Below are 19226 nucleotides of genomic sequence, written 5' to 3' on the forward strand. Positions count from 1 at the left end.
AACATCATAACAAACGGTTGACCAATGGCAGTAGTGCACAAATCAGTTTTCTTGGGCTACAGCGCTGAACAGATGTTCGATCTGGTGGCGAAAGTGGAAGATTATCCGAAGTTCCTGCCATGGTGCAGCGGCGTCAAGCTGATCGAGCGCACCGACGACAAGCTCGTCGCCAGCCTCGGCATCAACTTCCACGGCGTCAAGCAGCACTTCACCACCTCGAACCACAACATGCGCCCGACGCAGATGAAGATGCACCTCGTCGACGGCCCCTTTAAGATGCTCGAGGGCACCTGGAATTTCAAGGCCCTGCGCGCCGACGCCTGCAAGATCGACTTCGACATGCACTACGAGTTCTCCAGCGTCCTGCTGGCGCAGCTGGTCGGCCCGGTGTTCGGCATGATCGCCAACAGCATGGTCGACTCCTTCTGCAAGCGCGCCGAGGTGGTCTATGGCTGAGCAGGGCGCTCAGTTGCCCCAGTTGGAAGTCGTCGTCTGCTACGCCACCCCGACGGCAGAGTTCCTGCACACGATGCAGGTGGCGCCCGGCACCACGATCGGCCAGGCGATCGAAGGCAGCGGCGTGCTGCTGGCCTTCCCCGAGATCAACCTGGTGACCCAGCCGGTCGGCATCTTCGCCAAGAAGAAGACGCTCGAGACCGTCCTGCGCCACCGCGACCGTATCGAAATCTACCGGGCGCTCGTCGCCGACCCCAAGGATTCGCGCCGCAAGCGCGCCGCCAAGAAAGACGCCGCCAGCAGTAGCCCGGCGGCCTGACACATCCCCATTGCATAAAAAGCGGTTGCAATAACGCAACCCGCATGGTTTCCGTACGGGAATTCTTGATAAGATAGCTGGCTGTCCGTGCGCTACGCACGCGGCGACCATGGCGCCGCGTTCGCTCCGGCGCCGCCTTCCCACCGGCCTCCATCCCGCCATGCCCACCCACGTGCTCGCCGCCCTGATCCTCCTGTTGGTGACCACCGCCATGTCGGTCGTGATGCTGCTGGTGCTGACCTCGCTGAAAACGAGCCAGGTCGAGGGCGTCAGGGAGTGGGGACAGGCGAATGCGATTGCCGTGCTGGCGCTGCTGCTGTTCGCGGCGCGCGGCGTGCTGCCCGACCTGCTGACGGTCGAAGCGGCGAACGGCCTGTTCCTCGTCACCATTTCGCTCATGTATGCCGGCTTCCGGCGCAATCTCGGCCTGCCGGTGCAGGGCAGGCGCCTGCTGCTGGGCGGGCTGCTCACGCTGGGCGGGGTCGCCGCCTTTCACTACGGCCTCGATTCGGTCGAGGTGCGTACCGTCAGCGTCTCGATGTTCCACGGCACGCTCTGCCTGGCGATCGGCGCCAGCGTGCCCGTGGCCATGGATGCCCGCCTGCGCTACCCGACCCTGTTCACGAAAATCGCCGCACTCGCGCTCGGCGCCGGCCATGGCGTGCGCGGCCTGGTGTATGCCATCGAGGCCTGGCGGCCGGGCACGTTCGAGGCCATGCCGATGTTGAACCTGGTTTTCATGGCGATCGGCACCCTGGCGCTGCCGGCGCTGACCCTGGGTGCGGTGATGATGGCCAATGCCCGCATCCTCGCCGCCGCGGCCCATGCGGCCGACCACGATCACCTGACGGGCGCCGCCTCGCGCCGCGCCTTCTTCGCCTTTGCCGAACGCGAACACGCGCGCTCGATGCGCACCGGCTCGCCGCTGGCGCTGCTGCTGTTCGACGTCGACCATTTCAAGCGTATCAACGACCGCCATGGCCATGGCGTGGGCGACCGGGTACTGTGCGAGATTGTGGGGCGGACGCGCGAGGCGGTGCGCGGGATCGATGTCTGCGCGCGCCTGGGTGGGGAAGAGTTTGGCGTGCTGTTGCCGGATGCCGATGGGCCCAGCGCCCTTGTCGTGGCGGAACGTGTGCGGGCGGCGCTCGACCGGGCGCTGGAGCCGGTGGGCTACACGGTCAGTGTCGGCGTGGCGCTGCTGGAGGAGGGCGAAACGTTGGATGGGCTGATGGCGCGGGCTGATGCGGCGCTGTACGACGCTAAGGCTGCGGGGCGGAACCGGGTAGTGGGGGCAGAGGTGGTGCGTCCTGTTGGTCCCATCAAGGCGCGGGCTTGAAGGGGGCGGTTCGCGTTCTGCCGGCGTTGTAACGCGTGGAGTCAGGACTCCACCCTACAAATTGCGCCAGACGTAGGGTGGAGTCCCGACTCCACGCGTTTTGGAATCCCTGCAAACCTGTACCGCCGCGCTCAGCCAAAGAGGCTCAACGGCAATCCACCAACGCCTTGTCAATCGCCGCCGCGCGCTGCGCCCGCTCCCCATCGCCCAGGAACCGCTGCTTCCCATCGCTGCCCACCGCTGCTACCCGCGCGCCGGCCTCAAACATCCGCTTCGAACTGCGCATCTCGTTGCAATACTCCCGACGCGCCGTCGCCTGCCGCGCCTCGTCCTGCGCCTTGCGCTCGGCCTCCACGCGCTGCTCGGCCCGCTTCCGGTAATCCGCTTCGCGCTCGGCCAGCGTCGTTCCCTTGGGCTTGGCCACGGCAGGCACGGCAGCCTCGGCCGGCGGCCCCTCCTGGATCGGCGCGCGGCCCGGCGCCTTCAGGATCTTCGAGGGCGGCGTGCCCGGCGGCGGCGGCTGGTCCGAATACTGGCGTGTGCCGTTGGGCGCAATCCAGACGAACTGCGCCTGCGCGAGGCCGGCGCAGCAGAAGAGGGCGAGGCCGGCCAGGCGGCTGAGGGCTAGGTGGAGAGGCATGTGCTTCATGAAAAACTTTCCGTACAGAACGATCTTCGATTTCCTCATGATTCGACAGCCCTGTCAATGAAAGCCCGCCGCCCGGCTCATCCGCGGTCTTTTTTTGGCAACGGGCGACGCCTTTCGCTGCTTTCTGTATAATTCGCTTTTGCGCCTATAGGAAATGCTATGCGTCTACTTCAAAAAGCACTCACGTTCGATGATGTGCTGCTCGTCCCGGCCTACTCGAATATTCTCCCGGCCGATACCTCCCTTCGCACCAAGCTGACCCGCAACATCACGCTCAACATCCCGCTGCTTTCGGCCGCGATGGACACCGTGACCGAAGCGCGCCTGGCCATTGCGATGGCGCAGGAGGGCGGCATCGGCATCGTCCACAAGAACCTGAAGCCTGCTGACCAGGCCCGCGAAGTAGCGCGCGTCAAGCGTTTCGAGGCAGGCGTCCTGCGCGACCCGATCACCGTGCCGCCGAGCATGAAGATCCGCGACGTCATCGCCCTCCAGCACCAGCACGGCTTCAGCGGCTTCCCCGTCGTCGAAGGCAAGCAGGTGGTCGGCATCATTACCAACCGCGACCTGCGTTTCGAGGAAGACCTCGACGCCGAGACCCGCACCAAGATGACCCCGCGCGAGAAACTCGTGTACGTCAACGAGGAAGCGAACACCGAGGAAGCCAAGCGCCTGATGAACAAGCACCGCCTCGAGCGCGTGCTGGTCGTCAACGAGGCCTTCGAGCTGCGCGGCCTGATCACCGTGAAAGACATCATGAAGTCGCACGAGCACCCGTTCGCATCGAAGGATGCGCAGGGCAAGCTGCTCGTCGGCGCGGCGGTCGGCGTGGGCGAGAAGGACAAGGAACGCGTCGAGCTGCTGGTCGCTGCCGGCGTCGACGTGCTGGTGGTCGACACCGCCCACGGCCACTCGCAGGGCATCCTCGACCGCGTGAAATGGATCAAGGAACGCTATCCGCAGGTGGACGTCATCGGCGGCAACATCGCCACCGCGGCGGCCGCCAAGGCGCTGGTCGAACACGGCGCGGATGCGGTCAAGGTCGGCATCGGCCCTGGCTCGATCTGCACCACCCGCATCGTCGCCGGCGTCGGCGTCCCGCAGATCACCGCGATCTCGAACGTGGCCGAAGCCCTTGCCGGCACCGGCGTGCCCTGCATCGCCGACGGCGGCATCCGCTTCTCGGGCGACATCTCGAAAGCACTGGCGGCAGGCGCCTCGACCGTCATGATGGGTTCGATGTTCGCCGGCACCGAAGAAGCGCCGGGCGAAGTCATCCTCTACCAGGGCCGCAGCTACAAGTCCTACCGCGGCATGGGCAGCCTGGGCGCGATGGCCGAAGGCTCGGCCGACCGCTACTTCCAGGACGTGACCGCCAAGGCCGACAAGTTCGTGCCGGAAGGTATCGAAGGCCGCGTCGCCTACAAGGGCAGCGTGCTCGCGATCATCTACCAGCTGGTCGGCGGCGTGCGCCAGTCGATGGGCTACTGCGGCTGCGCCACCATCGACGAACTGCGCGAAAAGGCGGAATTCGTCGAGATCACGTCGGCCGGCATGCGCGAGTCGCACGTCCACGACGTCCAGATCACCAAGGAAGCGCCGAACTACCGTTCGGAATAAACCAAAAGCGGCCATTCGTGGCCGCTTTTTGCATATGCTCCTTGCGGCTGACGTTGATCGGCCACGAATGTAGGGTGGACTCCCGAGTCCACGCGTTTCACGGTATGCATACCCGCGGCGCGACCGTTGCCACCCCCGACAAGATTCTTATTTTTTGACTGCCTCAATGCACTCCAAAATCCTCATCCTCGACTTCGGCTCCCAGGTCACCCAACTGATCGCCCGCCGCGTGCGCGACGCCGGCGTCTTCTCCGAAGTCTTCCCCTACGACGTCGACGAAGAATTCGTCCGCAACTACGGCGCCGCCGGCGTCATCCTGTCGGGCAGCCACAATTCCACCCTGGAAGGCGACTCCCCGCGCGCCCCGCAAGCCGTGTTCGAACTCGGCGTGCCCGTACTCGGCATCTGCTACGGCATGCAGACCATGGCCGCCCAGCTCGGCGGCAAGGTCGAAAACGGCAAGGTCCGCGAATTCGGCTACGCCGAGGTTCGCGCCCGCGGCCACACCAAGCTGCTGAACGGCATCAACGACTTCGTGACAAGCGAAGGCCACGGCATGCTGAAGGTCTGGATGAGCCACGGCGACAAGGTCCTGGAAATGCCGGAAGGCTTCAAGCTGATGGGTTCGACCGACAGCTGCCCGGTCGCCGCCATGGCCGACGAGGACCGCCGCTTCTATGCGCTGCAATTCCACCCGGAAGTGACCCACACGACCCAGGGCGAAGCCATCATCGGCCGCTTCGTGCACGAGATCTGCGGCTGCAAATCCGACTGGAACATGCCCGACTACATCGGCGAGGCCGTCGAAAAGATCCGCGCCCAGGTCGGCACCGAAGAGGTCATCCTCGGCCTGTCCGGCGGCGTCGATTCGAGCGTCGCCGCAGCCCTGATCCACCGCGCCATCGGCGACCAGCTGACCTGCGTCTTCGTCGACCACGGCCTGCTGCGCAAGGACGAGGGCAAGATGGTGATGGACATGTTCTCGAAAAACCTCGGCGTGAAAGTCATCCGCATCGACGCGGAAAACCAGTTCCTCGGCCACCTGGCCGGCGTGAGCGACCCCGAGCAGAAGCGCAAGATCATCGGCCGCGAATTCGTCGAAGTCTTCCAGGTCGAAGCCGGCAAGCTGACCAACGCGAAATGGCTGGCCCAGGGCACGATCTACCCGGACGTGATCGAGTCCGCCGGTAAAGGTAAAAAAGGCCAGACCATCAAGAGCCACCACAACGTGGGCGGCCTGCCGGAAACGCTGAACCTGCAATTGCTCGAACCGCTGCGCGAACTGTTCAAGGACGAAGTGCGCAAGCTCGGCGTCGCCCTCGGCCTGCCGCACAACATGGTCTACCGCCACCCGTTCCCGGGCCCGGGCCTGGGCGTGCGCATCCTCGGCGAAGTCAAAAAGGAATTCGCCGACCTGCTGCGCGAAGCCGACGCCATCTTCATCGAAGAACTGCGCAACACCCCGTTCGAACTGCCACCGGTCGCCGGCATCGACGCCGGCAAGGCGCCGGTGAACTGGTACGAAGCGACCAGCCAGGCCTTTGCCGTCTTCCTGCCGGTGAAATCGGTGGGCGTGATGGGCGACGGCCGTACCTACGAATACGTGGTCGCGCTGCGCGCGGTGCAGACGCTGGACTTCATGACGGCGCAGTGGGCGCACCTGCCGCATTCGCTGTTGGGGAAGGTCTCCAATCGCATCATTAACGAAGTTCGCGGGATTAATCGCGTTGTTTATGATATTTCGGGGAAGCCGCCAGCGACGATTGAGTGGGAGTGATTCCTCACTGCCGCCGCTAACAATCCCGTTTTAAAAGACGAAAAAAAGCCCCTCAGTTAGGGGCTTTTTTATTGGGTCACGTTAACCCCGCCGTCCGGCAAGGTTCGATCGTGGGCGAATTCTCAGTAAGCGAACGTCTTAGCCTGGGTGCAATCATGACGGGCCATACGCGTGCGCAACGACCAGATTTCGTTGGCGATACTATGCAGTACAAGCTCTTTGTCGTGGACACGACGAAGCACGGCTGCAGGGGCCGATGGCATGCTGTCGGTCAGCTCCGGCCCAGTGCCAGCGACTTTCAGGAACAGGGCGCTCTGAGCAGCGATGTCGGAAGAGAGTTGGGTGCAGAAGGTGTCGCCGTGGTTTGCGGCCTGGGCTGTCGAGCCGAAGGTGCAGAGCGCAAGACAGAAAAGTGCGATTGGTTTTTTCATCATGAGTCTTTCAATTCTAGAATGGGTACTGAGCTGGTGTATCCAGCAAACGTTGGGATAGGTCTGTTGAGCTGCGGGAAGAGAACCCGCTAGCGAACCTGCGAGTTGAGTCCATTTTCTCGATGAAAATAGAGGCGATGCTCCGATTATTGTGCAGCGCACCATCCGACGCCAATTCTTTATGGTGATGTGAGATATTTCCCTAGGGCATAGAACGTAGCGGCACGGTGGTAACTCATGATGCATAAGCGCGACGCAAGCATTTGCAATAATTGCCCAAACGATAATATTTTCTAGACTGGCAATAGCTGAATGTTATGATTTGCGCATAACTCACCGCGGTATCCACCAGGGAACGCCATGCACCTTCTGCTGAAAGTCAATCTTTCCCTGGCTGCGGTGTTTTGCGCCGGCCTGACGGTGACAGGCCTGATCAGCAAGAACGTCTTGGAAGACAATGCCAAGCGCGAAGTGATGAGTCACGCCGGCCTGATGATGGAAGCGGCGTTGGCAGCGCGCAGCTACACGAGCGCCGAGATCAAGCCGCTGCTGGAAGCGCGGCTGCACGAGGAGTTCCTGCCGCAGACGGTGCCCTCGTATGCCGCGACGCAGAGTTTTTCAAAGATGCAGGCCGCGTTCAGGGAGTACGGCTACAAGGAGGCGACGCTGAACCCGACCAATCCGCGCGACCGCGTGGTCGAGTGGGAGGCTGACGTCGTACGCAACTTGCGTGATCATCCCGAGCTGAAGGAAGTGGTGGGCGAGCGCTCGACACCGTCGGGGCAGTCGCTGTTCCTCGCGCGGCCGATCCGGATCAAGGACGCCCAGTGCCTGGCCTGCCATAGCGTGCCGTCCGCCGCGCCGGCGTCGATGCGCGCCCTGTATGGCGACGCCAACGGTTTTGGCTGGAAGCTCGGCGAGACGGTCGGCAGCCAGATCGTGTCGGTGCCACTGGCCGTGCCGATGGCGCAGGCCGACCGTGTGTTCAATCTGATCATGACCGGGATGGTGGCGACCTTCGCCGGACTCCTGGTGGTCGTCAACCTGGTCATGTACCGCTTCATCCTGCGCCCCATGCGCAAGATCACCCGGATCGCGGACGCGCTCAGTGCGGGAAAGGCCGACGTGGAGCCGTTCGACATCCGTGGTAACGACGACATCGCGGTGCTCGGCAATGCCTTCAACCGCATGCGCCGCAGCCTCGAAAAAGCCATGGCGATGCTGGGCTGAGCGGGGACCGGATGGCGCACGATGTCTTCCTCAGCCACTCGCACCTCGACAAGGTATTTGCCGACGCGATCTGCCATAGCCTGGAAGCGCACGGCATTCGATGCTGGGTGGCCCCGCGCGATATCCGGCCCAGCGAGGACTGGGCGGAAGCCATCATCGACGCCCTCGATACGGCGCGCGTGCTGGTGCTGGTGTTTTCATCGAATTCGAACGGCTCGCCGCAGGTGCGCCGGGAAGTCGAGCGCGCCGTGAACAAGGGCCTGCATATCCTGCCGTTACGTATCGAGGACGTGCCACTGTCCAAAAGCCTCGAATATTTCATCAGCACCCAGCACTGGCTCGACGCGATCGACGGCGAGTTCGGCTTTTACCTGGGACAGTTGCGCGACTGCCTGTCGGTGCTTCTCGGGCGTCCGGCGACGGGGCAGGAATCTGGCCACGCCGTCTTGCCGCCTTCCGCACCTGTGCCTCCCGGGCCGCCGCCGGCCCCGACCGCAGCCGGTCCGGTCATCGACAGCGTCGTCCTCGCCAGGATCGAGGGCCACCTTGCCCGGCTGATCGGTCCGATCGCGAAGGTGCTGGTGCGGCGCATGGCGCCCGCCGCGGCCGGGCCGGCGGAACTGGTTGCCCGGCTGGCCGACGAGATCGACGATGCAGCCGAGCGCAAGTCCTTCATCCTGCGCTGCCAGGGCGGACATGAGTAAGCGCAGCAGCGGCGCCGGCGCATCCGTCGTGCAAGCGCCGGGGAGACCGGAGGAGGGGCCGGTGCGCGAATTCCGTTCAGATGGGGCGCGCGGCTCGTCGGCGGCGCTCCTCGGCCGACCGGACGTGGTGCGCGTCCAGAAGCGGCCGGCGCGCGTCATCGTCCGCTTCGCCACGGCGCCGGAAACGGTCCAGACGCGCGAGGGTCCGGTTCACGCCCGCGCCGGCGACGCCGTGGTGAGCGCGCCGGGCGGCGAGCAATGGCCGGTCGAGCGCGCAGCCTTCGAGCAGCGCTACCGGCCCGCCGGCCCGCCGGGCGTCTATGACAGCGTGCCGCAGCCATCGCTGGCCGTCCGGATGGCCGATCCGTTCGCAGTCGTGCTCGCCGACGGGGTGTCGCGCCTGTCCGGCCAGCCAGGCGACTGGCTCATCGACTATGGCGACGGCCACCTCGGCATCGTTGGCGCCGATATCTTCGCCGCTACTTACCACGTGCTCGACTGAGGACTCATGGCATTTCATCAGCGTATCCAGGCACTGCTGCTCCTCGGGGTGCGTTTTCCTGCGCCGCCGGCGTCGCCCGTCGTCACCCCGCCACCAGCAATCGCCGCGCTGGCGAGCGCGATCGCTCCCGCGCACGCAGCCAGCAACGCCCGTGCGATCATGACCGGCAACCGCTATCGCAGCGCATTCTGGGGGCTGTATCTCCTGAGCGCCATGGCAGTGCTGTGCGCCGTGATGCCCCTGGCTCTCGGATGGGACAACGGGCGCCACGCCATGCATGCCTGGGCGCCGTTCTGGGTGGTGCTCGAAGTGATTCTGATTACCGTGCTGGGATTGCTGTATCGCCGCGGTCATCGCCAGGACTGGCAAGGACAATGGCTGGCCAGCCGCACCGAGGCCGAGCTGGCGTGGTACCTGCCGCTGATCGCACCGCTGGCCGTATCCGGCGCTGCAGGCACAGCGCCCAACTGGTATGCGCGGCTGGGGGCGAGTTCGCTCCATGGCGCTGACAGCGCCGCGATCAACGCATTGTGCGCCCGCCACGAACCCGCCGCCGCCGCCACGCTGCGCGACGCATGGCGGAGTCCTGCTTTTGTCGACCAGTACGTGGCCTGGGCCGTGGCGCAGTTCGATTCCCAGCGCACTTACCACGACCGCCTGGCGCTGCGCAGCGAGGCGCTGATGCACCGCATCCATAAAATCAATGCCTGCCTGTTCGTCCTGACCCTGGCGGGCGCGCTTGCGCACCTCGTCGTGCATTCGATGTGGCTGTCCTTCGTGACCATCTTTTTCCCGTCGCTCGGGGCATCGCTGCACGGAGCGCTGGCGCAGACCGAATCCTACCGCCTGGCCGCCACGGCGCGGCGGCTCTCCGCCGAGCTTGGGCAGAGCAAGGCGGCCATCCTGGCCGCCCATGCCGAAGGCGACGACGCCAGGGTGCGCGCGGCCATCGAGGCCGGCCTGAGCCTGATTCTCGGAGAGCACCGCGACTGGCATATGCTGGTGCGGCCGCATCACCTGCCATTGGGATGAAGCCCGTTTGGCCGCAGCGGCTCTTAGTCGAGCCTTCCTTCCTTACTGCGAATCCTCGCCAAGCGTCGATGCCGACTGGCGCGACCCCAACCCGGACCGCATCTCATGCTGGCCCGCCCCCGGCCGGACCTGCGTGTGCAACGCCGTCTGCCGCAAGCTGGAGGGCGGCTGCGCACCCGGCCGCGACATCGCCGGCCGTTTCGCACCATTCGCAAAGTCGCTGGGCCGGTTCAGCCCGGTGGCCACCACCGTCACCCGCATGGCCTCGCCCAGCGTCTCATCGAACACCGCCCCGAACTTGATGACCGCCTCGTCGTTGGTCTGCGAGCAGATCGTGTTCATCACCAGCTTGGTCTCGCGCAGTTTCAGCGTTTCTTCGGACGCCGCGATGTTGACCAGCACCCCGCGCGCGGCGCGCAGGTTCGCGCCGTCGAGCAGCGGGCAGGCGATGGCTTCCTGGGCGGCCTTGACTGCACGGTCCTCGCCGGCATGCTGGGCCGAGCCCATCATCGCCATGCCGGTCTGGCGCATAACCGTGCGGACGTCCTCGAAATCGACGTTGATCATGCCTGGCACGGCGATGATGTCCGCGATGCCGGTCACGGCCTTGCTCAGCACTTCGTCGGCGGCGGCGAATGCCTGCTTTTGCGTGACGTCCTCGCCCAGGACCTCCTCGAGGCGGCTGTTGAGGACGATGATGAGCGAGTCGACGCAGCGTGCCAGCGTGGCGATGCCTTCTTCGGCCACGCGCATGCGGCGCGGGCCTTCGAATTCGAAGGGTTTCGACACCACGGCCAGGGTCAGGATGCCAAGCTCGCGCGCGACTTCGGCGACCACCGGGGCGGCGCCGGTACCGGTGCCGCCGCCCATGCCGGAGGTGATGAACACCATGTCGGCGCCCTTCAGGGCATCAGCGATGAGGCTGCGCTCGCGCGTGGCGGCGTCGCGTCCGACCGCCGGGTCGCTGCCGGCGCCCAGGCCGCTCTCGCCGAGCTGGATGCGTTTTTCGGTACGGGTATTCGACAGCGCTTGCGCGTCCGTATTCGCGCACATGAATTCGAAGGTGGACAGTTCGGAGGATGCCATGTAGTTGACGGCATTGCCGCCGGCGCCGCCTACACCGATGATCTTGATGACTGTCTGCGGATGGGGAAGGTTTGATTCGGACAAGGAAAACTCCGTGTGAAAATGTGCGGTCAGCGGGCAGTGAACTTGCCGCGATGCATGCTGGCGCATGCCAAGCCCGATAGACTAACTTGCCGGAGCAGCCGCACGATAGCGCGTAAACGTTTCAATCGAAACGATTTGTAAGAGGCCGTGCAATCGTCGTGGAAGGATGGCAGCGCGGCAGAAGGGCTGCTGGCGAGGCACACCCGGATAGGATCAGGTCTGCCTGTTGCGTTTGCGCCGCACCGACCGAAACCAGCAAGGCCACGCAGGCTGGAGCGACTGCAGGCATCCGCCATTCGAAGACAGCAGGCGATCGCCGCGACATGCGCTTACTGAATATCGACTATTCTGAAACGCAATTAGATTTATTGCCGTGAATCATCATACTGCTCGTATTGATCATCCTTACCGAGCAAGCACATGCCCCACACCCGAGCAGCAGCCCGATCAGGCACAGTTCCATTTGCCAGCCTGTTCAGCAACATGCTCGCGGCTGTCCGCCGTGTGCTCGGGCGTATTGTCGTACCGGTCGAGTCGACCGCCGAGATGAACGACATCTGGCGCCTGTACCGCTTGACGCCTATATCCGATTCCGCCCGCCCGGTGGCGCCGGACACCGCTTGCGAAGCAGGCAAGCGTTAGGCTTGCCTTAAAAAACAGGCGGCGCTGCATGGCAGCGCCGCCCTTGGCGTGATCGCGCGCCGGTCCCGGATCAGAACTTGTAGCGCGCCCCCACCAGGAACTCACGCCCGGTCACGTGATTGACCAGCACGCTGTTGCGCGCCCGGCTCACGAACTGGTCGTTCTCCTCGTTGGTCAGGTTCACGCCCTCGAAGGTGAACTCGAGGTTGTCGTTCCACTTGTAGGACAGCGACAGGTCGACGTTGAAGGTTTCGTTCTTGCCCTGCACGTCGTTGTTGTTCTGCGCCGGGACGACCTGCAGGTAGCCGGAGCGCGAGGCGCCGGTCAGGCGGGCGCTGAACTTGCCGTCGTCGTAATAGAAGGTGGTGTTCCACGATTCCGGCGACAGGTTCACCAGGTCGTCAGTCACGGTGGCGCTGTTGGCCGAGGTGCCCGAGATCAGGTAGTTGATCTTCGACTTCACCTTGGTGTAGTTGGCGATCAGGCCGAAGTTGCAGCCCCAGCCTGGGAGGAAGGTGAAGGGCTGCTGGTAATTGAGCTCGTAGCCGCGCAGCTTGCCGCCGGGCGTGTTGGCGAACGAGGTGACGTCGAACACTTCCGAACCGTTGAAGCTCGACGGCAGCAGCGACAGGGGCAGGCCGGTCTGGTTGAACGGCAGCGACTGGCGGATGCCCTGGATGTAGCTGTCGATATTTTTCTGGAACAGGCCCAGGCCGAGGAAGGCCTTGTTCTTGAAGTAGTACTCGAACGAGGCGTCCATCGTCTTGGCGCGGAACGGGGCCAGGGTCGGGTTGCCGGAGTTGATCGAGAGCGAGCCGGAGGTCGCTACGGAGCCGCCCGGGTTCAGGTTGCCCAGCGGCGGACGCGACATCACCTTGGCGGCGGCCAGGCGCACCAGGAAGTCGGGCGTGACGTTGGCGGTCACGTTGAAGGACGGCAGGAAGTCGTCGTACTCGTTGGTGGCCGTGACGGCGCTGCCGCCGCCGGTCGCCAGGTAGCCTTGCGCAGTCAGCTCGGTCTTGACGTAGCGCCCGCCGATGTTGCCGCGCAGCGGAATGCCGGCCAGCTCGCTGTCGAAGTCGGCCTGCAGGAACACGCCCTTGTCCTTTTCCTCGATGTCGCGGTTGCTGCCGCGCGCGTTGCCGTTGGTGATGGACGTCAGCGTGAAGTCGCCGGGGCCGCCCGCCGGGCCGCTCTTGAGGCAGTTGCAGTAGGCGTCGTACAGGCGGGTCATGGCGCCCACGTCCGGGATCAGCCAGCTGGTGGCGCTGCCGGCCGGCAGGTCGAGGCCATTGCCGAAGCCGGACAGCACGCGCGTCACACTGGACAAGCTGGTGCCGGCCGGCAGGCTGTAGATGGCCTCGCCCGAGGTGGTCGCGCGGCGCGACTCGTAGGTCTTGAACTTGTAGGTTTTCAGGTCGGCGCCGCCCTTGATGGTCCAGGTGTCGGTGGCGCGCCAGGCCAGGTCGAGGTGGGCCACGTCATTCTGGTTGCTCGATCCCTGGGGACGGATCCGGATCTCGCTCGGCGTCACGGTGGTGACGCTGGCGGCGCCGGCCGGCACGCCGTACACGCCGAGCACGCCGCCGCCGGTGACCGGGTCGAACGGATAGGTGATCACGGGCAGGCGGTCGCTGTTGCGGAAGTCGATCGTGTAGCCGTTGACGTTCGGCGCGTCCAGCGTCACCGTGGTCTGGAAGGGGTTCTTGAAGTCGGACTTCGCGCGGCCGAGGCGGGCGTTCATCTCCAGGTCGTCGCTGATGCGATGGGCCACCGTCAGGGTCGGCTGGGTGAACCTGGTGGACAGGTCGTCGAAACGGGTCTCGGAACGGATGTCGACGCCGTTGAAGACGCCGTACAGCAGGCGGCCCTGGGCGTCGTACTGCGCCTGTACCACCGAGGTCTGCGGCTTGCCGCCCTGCGAGGCGGAGCGGCTGAACGAGATCGCTTCCAGGTAGCTCTCTTCGCGCGTGGCCGACAGGTCGGCGTACAGCATGTCGAGCGAAATGCGCGTGCCGCGCATCGGTTTCCATTCGAACGAGGCGGTCAGGCCTACGCGGTCCTGGTCGTGGGTCAGGCGGCCGTAGCGCGGCAGCCGCGGATGGAAGTTAGCGGCGTTGAGGGCGGTGTTGTAGGCTTCCGTCGCTGCGGCGCTGGCCGGCAGGCGGGTGGCGGTAGGGAAGCCGGCGACCGGGGCCGAGCAGTTGGCGCCGGTGACGCTGCCGCCGAGCGGAGCGCACCAGCCGCCGGAGGAGGGGCCGTTATCCCAGCGCACGGTCGAGAAGCCTTCCTCGTACACGTTACGCTTGGAGAAGGCGCCCGAGATCAGGAAGCCCATCGTGTTGTTGTTGAAGGTGTTCGACAACATGAAGGCGGCGCGCGGGTCGGTGTTCTTCGAGATGTCGTTGTAGCGCGCTTTGGCCATGACCGTGGCGTTGAAGCCGCGCTTCGGGGTGTCGAAGGGGCGCATGGTCTGCAGGTCGACAGTGGCCCCGAGCGAGCCTTCCTCGATCTCGGCCGACGAACTCTTGCGCACCGTGAGCGAGCTGAAGAGTTCGGAGGCGAACACGTTGAAGTCGAAGCCGCGGCCGCGGTTGTTGCCGCCCGAGCTGTCGGTGCCGCCGGTCGTCGCCAGGCCTTCGATGCCGTTGATGCGCACGCGCGTGAAGTCCGACCCGAGGCCGCGCACGGTGATGCTGCGGCCTTCGCCGGCGTCGCGGTCGATCGCCACGCCCGGCACGCGCTGCAGCGATTCGGCCAGGTTGGTGTCGGGGAACTTGCCGATGTCCTCGGCCTTGACCACGTCGACGATGCTGTTTTCCGTCCGCTTCGCGCTCAGGGCACTTTCCAGCGAGGCGCGCAGGCCAGTGACGTGCACGGTCTGGGGCGCGCCGGCGGCGTCGCCGCTCGCCGTGTCCTGCGCATGTCCGGGGGCGCCGATGGCCAGCAAGGCCGAGGCGATGATGGTGTGCTTGAGCGGAAGCTTATGACGATGCATGCGGAGTCTCCTGTCGCGGGTTGATATTGATTTTGTAGTAATGCAACTAAGGTAACCCAACATTTAGATTTGGTCTAGCCACATGTTGTTTTTTCAGGCCACTTGCGGATTGTGGTCTGACTGGTCGAGCTTGCGGGTCAGCGGAACAGCGAATCCCAACCGGCCTTGGGCGACATGTCGGCCAGGTTCCATGCGGACGGATCGAAGGCGCGCTGCGTCGGCGCATAGGCGGGGTAGCCGCTCGATTGCGCTTCCGAATCGACGATCAGGCCGCGCCCTTCGGCGACGTCGGAGAGGATCTTGAAGTCGACCGGGTCGCGCGCCCAGGGCCGCATGCCGGCGCTCAGGTAGATCGCGTTTTCCAGCCGTGCGCTTGGCAGCGGCTTGAAATTCGGAGGCAGGTAGGGCGCCTTGGCCTGGACGATGCGCGCGCCGGAGGCCGTATAGCTGCCGGTCTGCGGCAATGGCTTGCCGTGGGCGTCCACGGCCACGTTATCGCCCAGGTACAGGTTCACGTCGCCGGCGCCGCCCAGGCTGAAGAGCGGTACGCCCGGCAGGGTGTCGGCGCCGCCGCGCGCCACGTTGCCGACCAGGGTCACGATCCCGGGCTGCGGCGCATGTGTACCCCATTCGTGGGCGATCAGGTTGTAATGGATGGCCCGGGCGCCGAAATCGTGGATCAGGTTGTTCACGACGGCGACGTGGGCGCCGCCCTTGATGAGGGGATTGCGCTCGTGGTTGGCGTTGTAGACGTTGCCGAAAATGAGCACCCGGTTCGCGTTGTCGTGGATGAGCGAGCCTTTCGAATGCTCGCCCTTCTTGTGCGTCGAATGGCGCAGCCCTTCGGCGACGATGTTGTGGCTGAAGGTGATGCGGCGCGACGTCGCCTGGCGCCATTCCTCGGCCGTCGCCCCATTGAAGCGCGGGCCGGACGCCGACAGGTTTTCGTCGGTGGCCCAGCTGAAGCTGCAATGGTCGACGATGACGTTGTCGGCGGCGCTCATCGACAGGCCGTCGGCATCCCAGCCGCTCTTTTTCGCGCGTCCGAATTCGCCCGGCCGCACCGCAATGTGCTGGACGATCACGTCGTGCGTGGCGACCGAGAATTCGCCGCGGATGAAGGTGATGCCGGGATTGGGCGCGGTCTGGCCCGCGATCGTCAGGTGCGGTTCGCGGATGCGGATGCTCGCACCCTGCAGGTCGATCACGCCGCCCACCTCGAACACGACGATGCGCGGACCGGTCTCAAGCACCGCCGCGGCGAACGAGCCTTCGCCGGATGCGTTCAGGTTCGTCACCCGGACGATCCTGCCGCCCGCACCGCCCGTCGTGTCGGCCCAGCCCTTGACGTCGATCCCCGCGCGCGACAGCCCGCGCGCTTCCTGTAAAGGCTCGGCCGCCGGGGCGTGCAGGCACCAGCACGCCATCGCGAGCACTGCCACGCGTAGTGAGTATTGCATCGTCGTCTCCTGTTTTGTTGTGCAGAAATTATGGCACAACAGTGCGAAACTGGCTCGACCAATATTCTGTTATTGGCTGGACCATGTGCGAGCAGGGGCGGGAAGCAACACTCACCCATCCGGGTGCGCCGCAGCGTGCGTACGACGACCGGGCTGAGAAGCCAGGGGAAGCGCCCCTCAGGTTCCGGGCTGGACGTAAGGCACCTTGGCGAACAGCCGCCGTTCGGCGCCGCGCGGGTCGTCCTCCATGCGCGCCGGGATATCGAAGACCATGGTCTGGCGGCGCGCCAGGTCGTAGGGCTCCCAGCGGGGAAGCTGCCGCGCCGCGGGCGTGCCGGTCCGGGCAAAGGCAATGAAGGCCTCGCTCATCATGTCGGCCATCGGCTGCGCCTGCGGGCCGATCGCCGTGGCCCCGGGTTGGGCGATGTTGTCGAAGACCAGCTGGATGTCCGACGCATGCGGCGCGCCGAACCTGCCGCCATCCTTCGGCGTCGCCCAGTCCAGCTGGTAGACGAAGGCGGGGCTGCCGGCCCTGGCACGCTCTTCGGCTTCGATGATCGCGCCGCGCCAGGAGCGCGAAGCGGTGGTGATCTTGAAGAGCAAATCGCTTGCCGACAGGTTCGGGTACAGCTTGCGGTAGGCCGCGATGACGGGCTCGGGCGCGATGTCGACGCGCATGTTGGGCGCCAGCTTGGCGGGCAGCTGGTCCCAGGTCAGGTGGAAGTTGGCGGGATCGCCGCCCAGGAAGGCACGGGTTTCGTCGTGGGTGTTCCCGATCATCATCGGGATGTGGGCGGACTGGCCCGGTGCGTCGGGGTAGAACGGATGGCGCAGCAGGTTGCGCTCGTCCAGCACCGGCGCGAACGACACGCCGCCGAAGGGCAGCACGGGGTCGCGCGTGCCCAGGACCTCGACCAGCCTTTGGAATGCGATGGTCCGGATCTCGCCGGCGCGTTGCGCCGGCAGCTTGAGGGCGTCCATCACGGCCTGGGCGCGCAGCGTGGCGTTCAGCGGGCCGCTGGCGGTCACCTGCTGGCCGCTCATGGTGGCGGCGCGGTGGAACAGGCCGGCGGCGAGGGGCATGGCCATCAGCGTGGCGATCTTGGCGCCGCCGCCGGACTGGCCGAAGACGGTCACGTTGTCCGGATCGCCGCCGAATTCGGCGATGTTGTCGCGCACCCAGCGCAGCGCCAGGATCAGGTCGAGCTGGCCGGCATTGCCCGAATCGGCGTAGGGGTTGCCGGGTGCTGCGCCCGAATGTTGACCACTGAGGCGTGCGAGATACAGGTAGCCGAAGGCGTTGAGGCGATGGTTCACCGTCACCACGACCACGTCGCCGCGGCGGCACAGGCGCACGCCGTCGTACAGCGGGCTCGATCCCGAGCCGTTGTTGTAGGCGCCGCCGTGGATGTAGAACATGACCGGGCGCCTGGCGCGGTCGCGCAGGCCGGGCGTGTAGACGTTCAGGAACAGGCAGTCTTCGCTGACCGCGTCCTCGCGGCTGGACTGGGGGCTGGAAGGGCCGTGCCCGAGCGCGTCGCGCACGTCGGCCCAGGGCTGGGGCGCCAAGGGCGCCATGAAGCGCCGCGGCGCGGTGTCGGCGCCATAGCGCACGCCCTTGAAGACGTTGATGCCTTGATCGCGATAGCCCCGGATGCGCCCGTGGCGGGTCGCCGCGACCGGCGACTCGCTTGATGCGGCCCAGGCGTCGGCGCCAGCGAGGCTCGAGGCGACAAGGAGGGATTGCTGGAGGAAGGCGCGACGGTTCGGTTCGGTCATGGAAGGCTGGCGTCAGGGTGTTGGGTGGCGAAGTCGGACAGGTGCGCACACCTGCGCGGAACTGTCCGGCACGGCGGCATATGCTAACCCGCCGGCGCACAGGCCGCAGCATCCATGTGGTCAAATATGCTGAGCGACTGCGGCGCCATCGGATACGAGGCACCATCGCGAGCCACCGTCGCGGCCAGCCGGACAGGCGAAGCCTTGCGCGTACGCGCTAGCGCTGCGCCGCTACGAAAGCCCCCACCAGCCGGTTGAAGCTCGCCGGATGCGTCACATTCATCCCATGCGACGTCCCGGCGATGCTGCGCTTGTCCACCTGCGCTATCCACCCCGCCAGCCTCTCCACATTGTCCCGGTACATCCGCGGGCTTTTTTCGCCTTCGATGAGGAGGGTCGGGCAGGCGACACCCTTGGCCGCCGCACGCGAATAGGCCGGCAGCGGATCGCGGAACTGCTTGGGCAGCGTACCCGCGTTGGCCAGCGCCATCGTGCGGAATGAAGCGCTGCTGGGGCGCCAGATGCCCGGCATGCTGACCGAATCCACGAACAGCTCCAGCCCGGCCTCGAGCTCGCCCTTGTCGATCAGCTGCGCAACCTGCGCGCGCAGGGCCAGCGTCGCCGGGGGCAGCACCGCCTCCGCGCTGCCGTCGACGTCCAGCGGGCCGCCGGGATCGGCCAGCGTCAGGGTCTTCACCAGCGCCGGGTAGTCGCGCGCCAGGTGGAAGGCGACGCAGCCGCCGCGCGAGTGCCCGACCAGGTGCACCGGCCCGGCATCCATGGCGGCGATGAAGGCGGCGAGTTCGTCGACGTGGGTCTTCCAGCTGAACACGCCCTGAGGCTGGACGCCGTCGTCCGGCCAGTAATGGCTCAGGCTGACCGACACGCAGCGGAAGCTTTTGGAGAGCGCGGCCGTCTGCCCGGACCAGTAGCGGTAGTCGCACAGCGAACCGTGCACGAACACGAGGGGCTCTCCGGCGCCGGACGCGACGTAGGGCATGCGCTGGCCGGACGGCAGGGTGGCGAAGCACAGTTCGGGGGCGGCGAAAAGGGGGGTATGGGCTCGGGCGTTCATGGGTTATCTCCTTGACGCCACTATGCCCGATGGCGAGCCTTAA

The 19226-nt window shown here is 65.7% G+C and carries 16 protein-coding genes; 9 read left to right on the forward strand and 7 right to left on the reverse strand.

Annotated elements, in window-relative coordinates:
• The first annotated feature begins 24 nt into the window (after positions 1-24).
• From ACWCIA_RS07495 to ACWCIA_RS07505, 3 genes are all read left to right on the forward strand, one after another.
• A complete protein-coding gene (locus tag ACWCIA_RS07495) occupies positions 25-456 on the forward strand; it encodes a type II toxin-antitoxin system RatA family toxin (RefSeq protein WP_454161969.1) in 432 nt (143 codons plus the stop codon).
• Complete coding sequence (locus ACWCIA_RS07500) at positions 449-775, forward strand: RnfH family protein (protein WP_454161971.1); 327 nt, start codon at positions 449-451, stop codon at positions 773-775. The genes ACWCIA_RS07495 and ACWCIA_RS07500 overlap by 8 nt, the downstream gene beginning before the upstream one ends.
• Before the next feature lie 160 nt (positions 776-935).
• Positions 936-2114: a GGDEF domain-containing protein gene (locus ACWCIA_RS07505; protein ID WP_454161973.1), complete on the forward strand. Its 1179-nt coding sequence runs from the start codon at positions 936-938 to the stop codon at positions 2112-2114.
• Positions 2115-2259: 145 nt separating this feature from the next.
• On the opposite strand, the gene ACWCIA_RS07510 is transcribed toward ACWCIA_RS07505, so the two are convergent.
• The gene (locus tag ACWCIA_RS07510) at positions 2260-2802 is read right to left on the reverse strand and encodes a DUF4124 domain-containing protein (protein WP_454161975.1); all 543 of its coding nucleotides are present in this window, start codon (positions 2800-2802) and stop codon (positions 2260-2262) included.
• Between the two features lie 120 nt (positions 2803-2922).
• Here ACWCIA_RS07510 and guaB point away from each other — a divergent pair, with 120 nt between their 5' ends.
• Entirely contained in the window at positions 2923-4383 is a 1461-nt protein-coding gene (gene guaB, locus ACWCIA_RS07515) for an IMP dehydrogenase (RefSeq protein WP_454161977.1), read from the forward strand.
• A gap of 166 nt (positions 4384-4549) precedes the next feature.
• Complete coding sequence (guaA, locus tag ACWCIA_RS07520; RefSeq protein ID WP_454161979.1) at positions 4550-6160, forward strand: glutamine-hydrolyzing GMP synthase; 1611 nt, start codon at positions 4550-4552, stop codon at positions 6158-6160.
• 122 nt (positions 6161-6282) lie between these two features.
• Here the strand turns inward: guaA and ACWCIA_RS07525 are convergent, their stop codons facing one another.
• Positions 6283-6594, reverse strand: coding sequence for a hypothetical protein (locus ACWCIA_RS07525; RefSeq protein WP_454161981.1), 312 nt, complete (start codon positions 6592-6594; stop codon positions 6283-6285).
• Positions 6595-6951: 357 nt separating this feature from the next.
• On the opposite strand from ACWCIA_RS07525, the gene ACWCIA_RS07530 reads away from it, so the two are divergent.
• Genes ACWCIA_RS07530 through ACWCIA_RS07545 form a run of 4 tightly spaced genes read left to right on the forward strand, consistent with a single transcriptional unit; the run spans position 6952 to position 10059 of the window.
• Positions 6952-7821 carry a c-type heme family protein gene (locus ACWCIA_RS07530; RefSeq protein WP_454161982.1) on the forward strand — a complete coding sequence of 290 codons (870 nt, stop codon included), beginning with the start codon at positions 6952-6954 and terminating at the stop codon, positions 7819-7821.
• Positions 7822-7832: 11 nt separating this feature from the next.
• A complete protein-coding gene (locus ACWCIA_RS07535; RefSeq protein WP_454161984.1) occupies positions 7833-8525 on the forward strand; it encodes a toll/interleukin-1 receptor domain-containing protein in 693 nt (230 codons plus the stop codon).
• A complete protein-coding gene (locus ACWCIA_RS07540; RefSeq protein ID WP_454161986.1) occupies positions 8518-9027 on the forward strand; it encodes a PGDYG domain-containing protein in 510 nt (169 codons plus the stop codon). Before ACWCIA_RS07535 ends, ACWCIA_RS07540 begins: the two co-directional genes overlap by 8 nt.
• A 6-nt stretch (positions 9028-9033) precedes the next feature.
• The gene (locus ACWCIA_RS07545; protein WP_454161988.1) at positions 9034-10059 is read left to right on the forward strand and encodes a hypothetical protein; all 1026 of its coding nucleotides are present in this window, start codon (positions 9034-9036) and stop codon (positions 10057-10059) included.
• Between the two features lie 42 nt (positions 10060-10101).
• Here the strand turns inward: ACWCIA_RS07545 and ftsZ are convergent, their stop codons facing one another.
• The 5 genes from ftsZ to ACWCIA_RS07570 form a co-directional block, all read right to left on the reverse strand.
• The gene (gene ftsZ / locus ACWCIA_RS07550) at positions 10102-11229 is read right to left on the reverse strand and encodes a cell division protein FtsZ (RefSeq protein ID WP_454161990.1); all 1128 of its coding nucleotides are present in this window, start codon (positions 11227-11229) and stop codon (positions 10102-10104) included.
• Between the two features lie 712 nt (positions 11230-11941).
• Entirely contained in the window at positions 11942-14869 is a 2928-nt protein-coding gene (locus tag ACWCIA_RS07555; protein ID WP_454161991.1) for a TonB-dependent receptor, read from the reverse strand.
• Between the two features lie 137 nt (positions 14870-15006).
• Positions 15007-16329 carry a pectate lyase family protein gene (locus ACWCIA_RS07560; RefSeq protein ID WP_454161993.1) on the reverse strand — a complete coding sequence of 441 codons (1323 nt, stop codon included), beginning with the start codon at positions 16327-16329 and terminating at the stop codon, positions 15007-15009.
• A 177-nt stretch (positions 16330-16506) separates the two neighbouring features.
• Positions 16507-18108: a carboxylesterase/lipase family protein gene (locus tag ACWCIA_RS07565; protein WP_454161994.1), complete on the reverse strand. Its 1602-nt coding sequence runs from the start codon at positions 18106-18108 to the stop codon at positions 16507-16509.
• 217 nt (positions 18109-18325) lie between these two features.
• On the reverse strand, positions 18326-19183 hold the full coding sequence (locus ACWCIA_RS07570; RefSeq protein ID WP_454161995.1) for an alpha/beta fold hydrolase: 858 nt from the start codon (positions 19181-19183) through the stop codon (positions 18326-18328).
• Between the last annotated feature and the right edge of the window lie 43 nt (positions 19184-19226).

The sequence above is a fragment of the Massilia sp. SYSU DXS3249 genome (assembly GCF_053668055.1).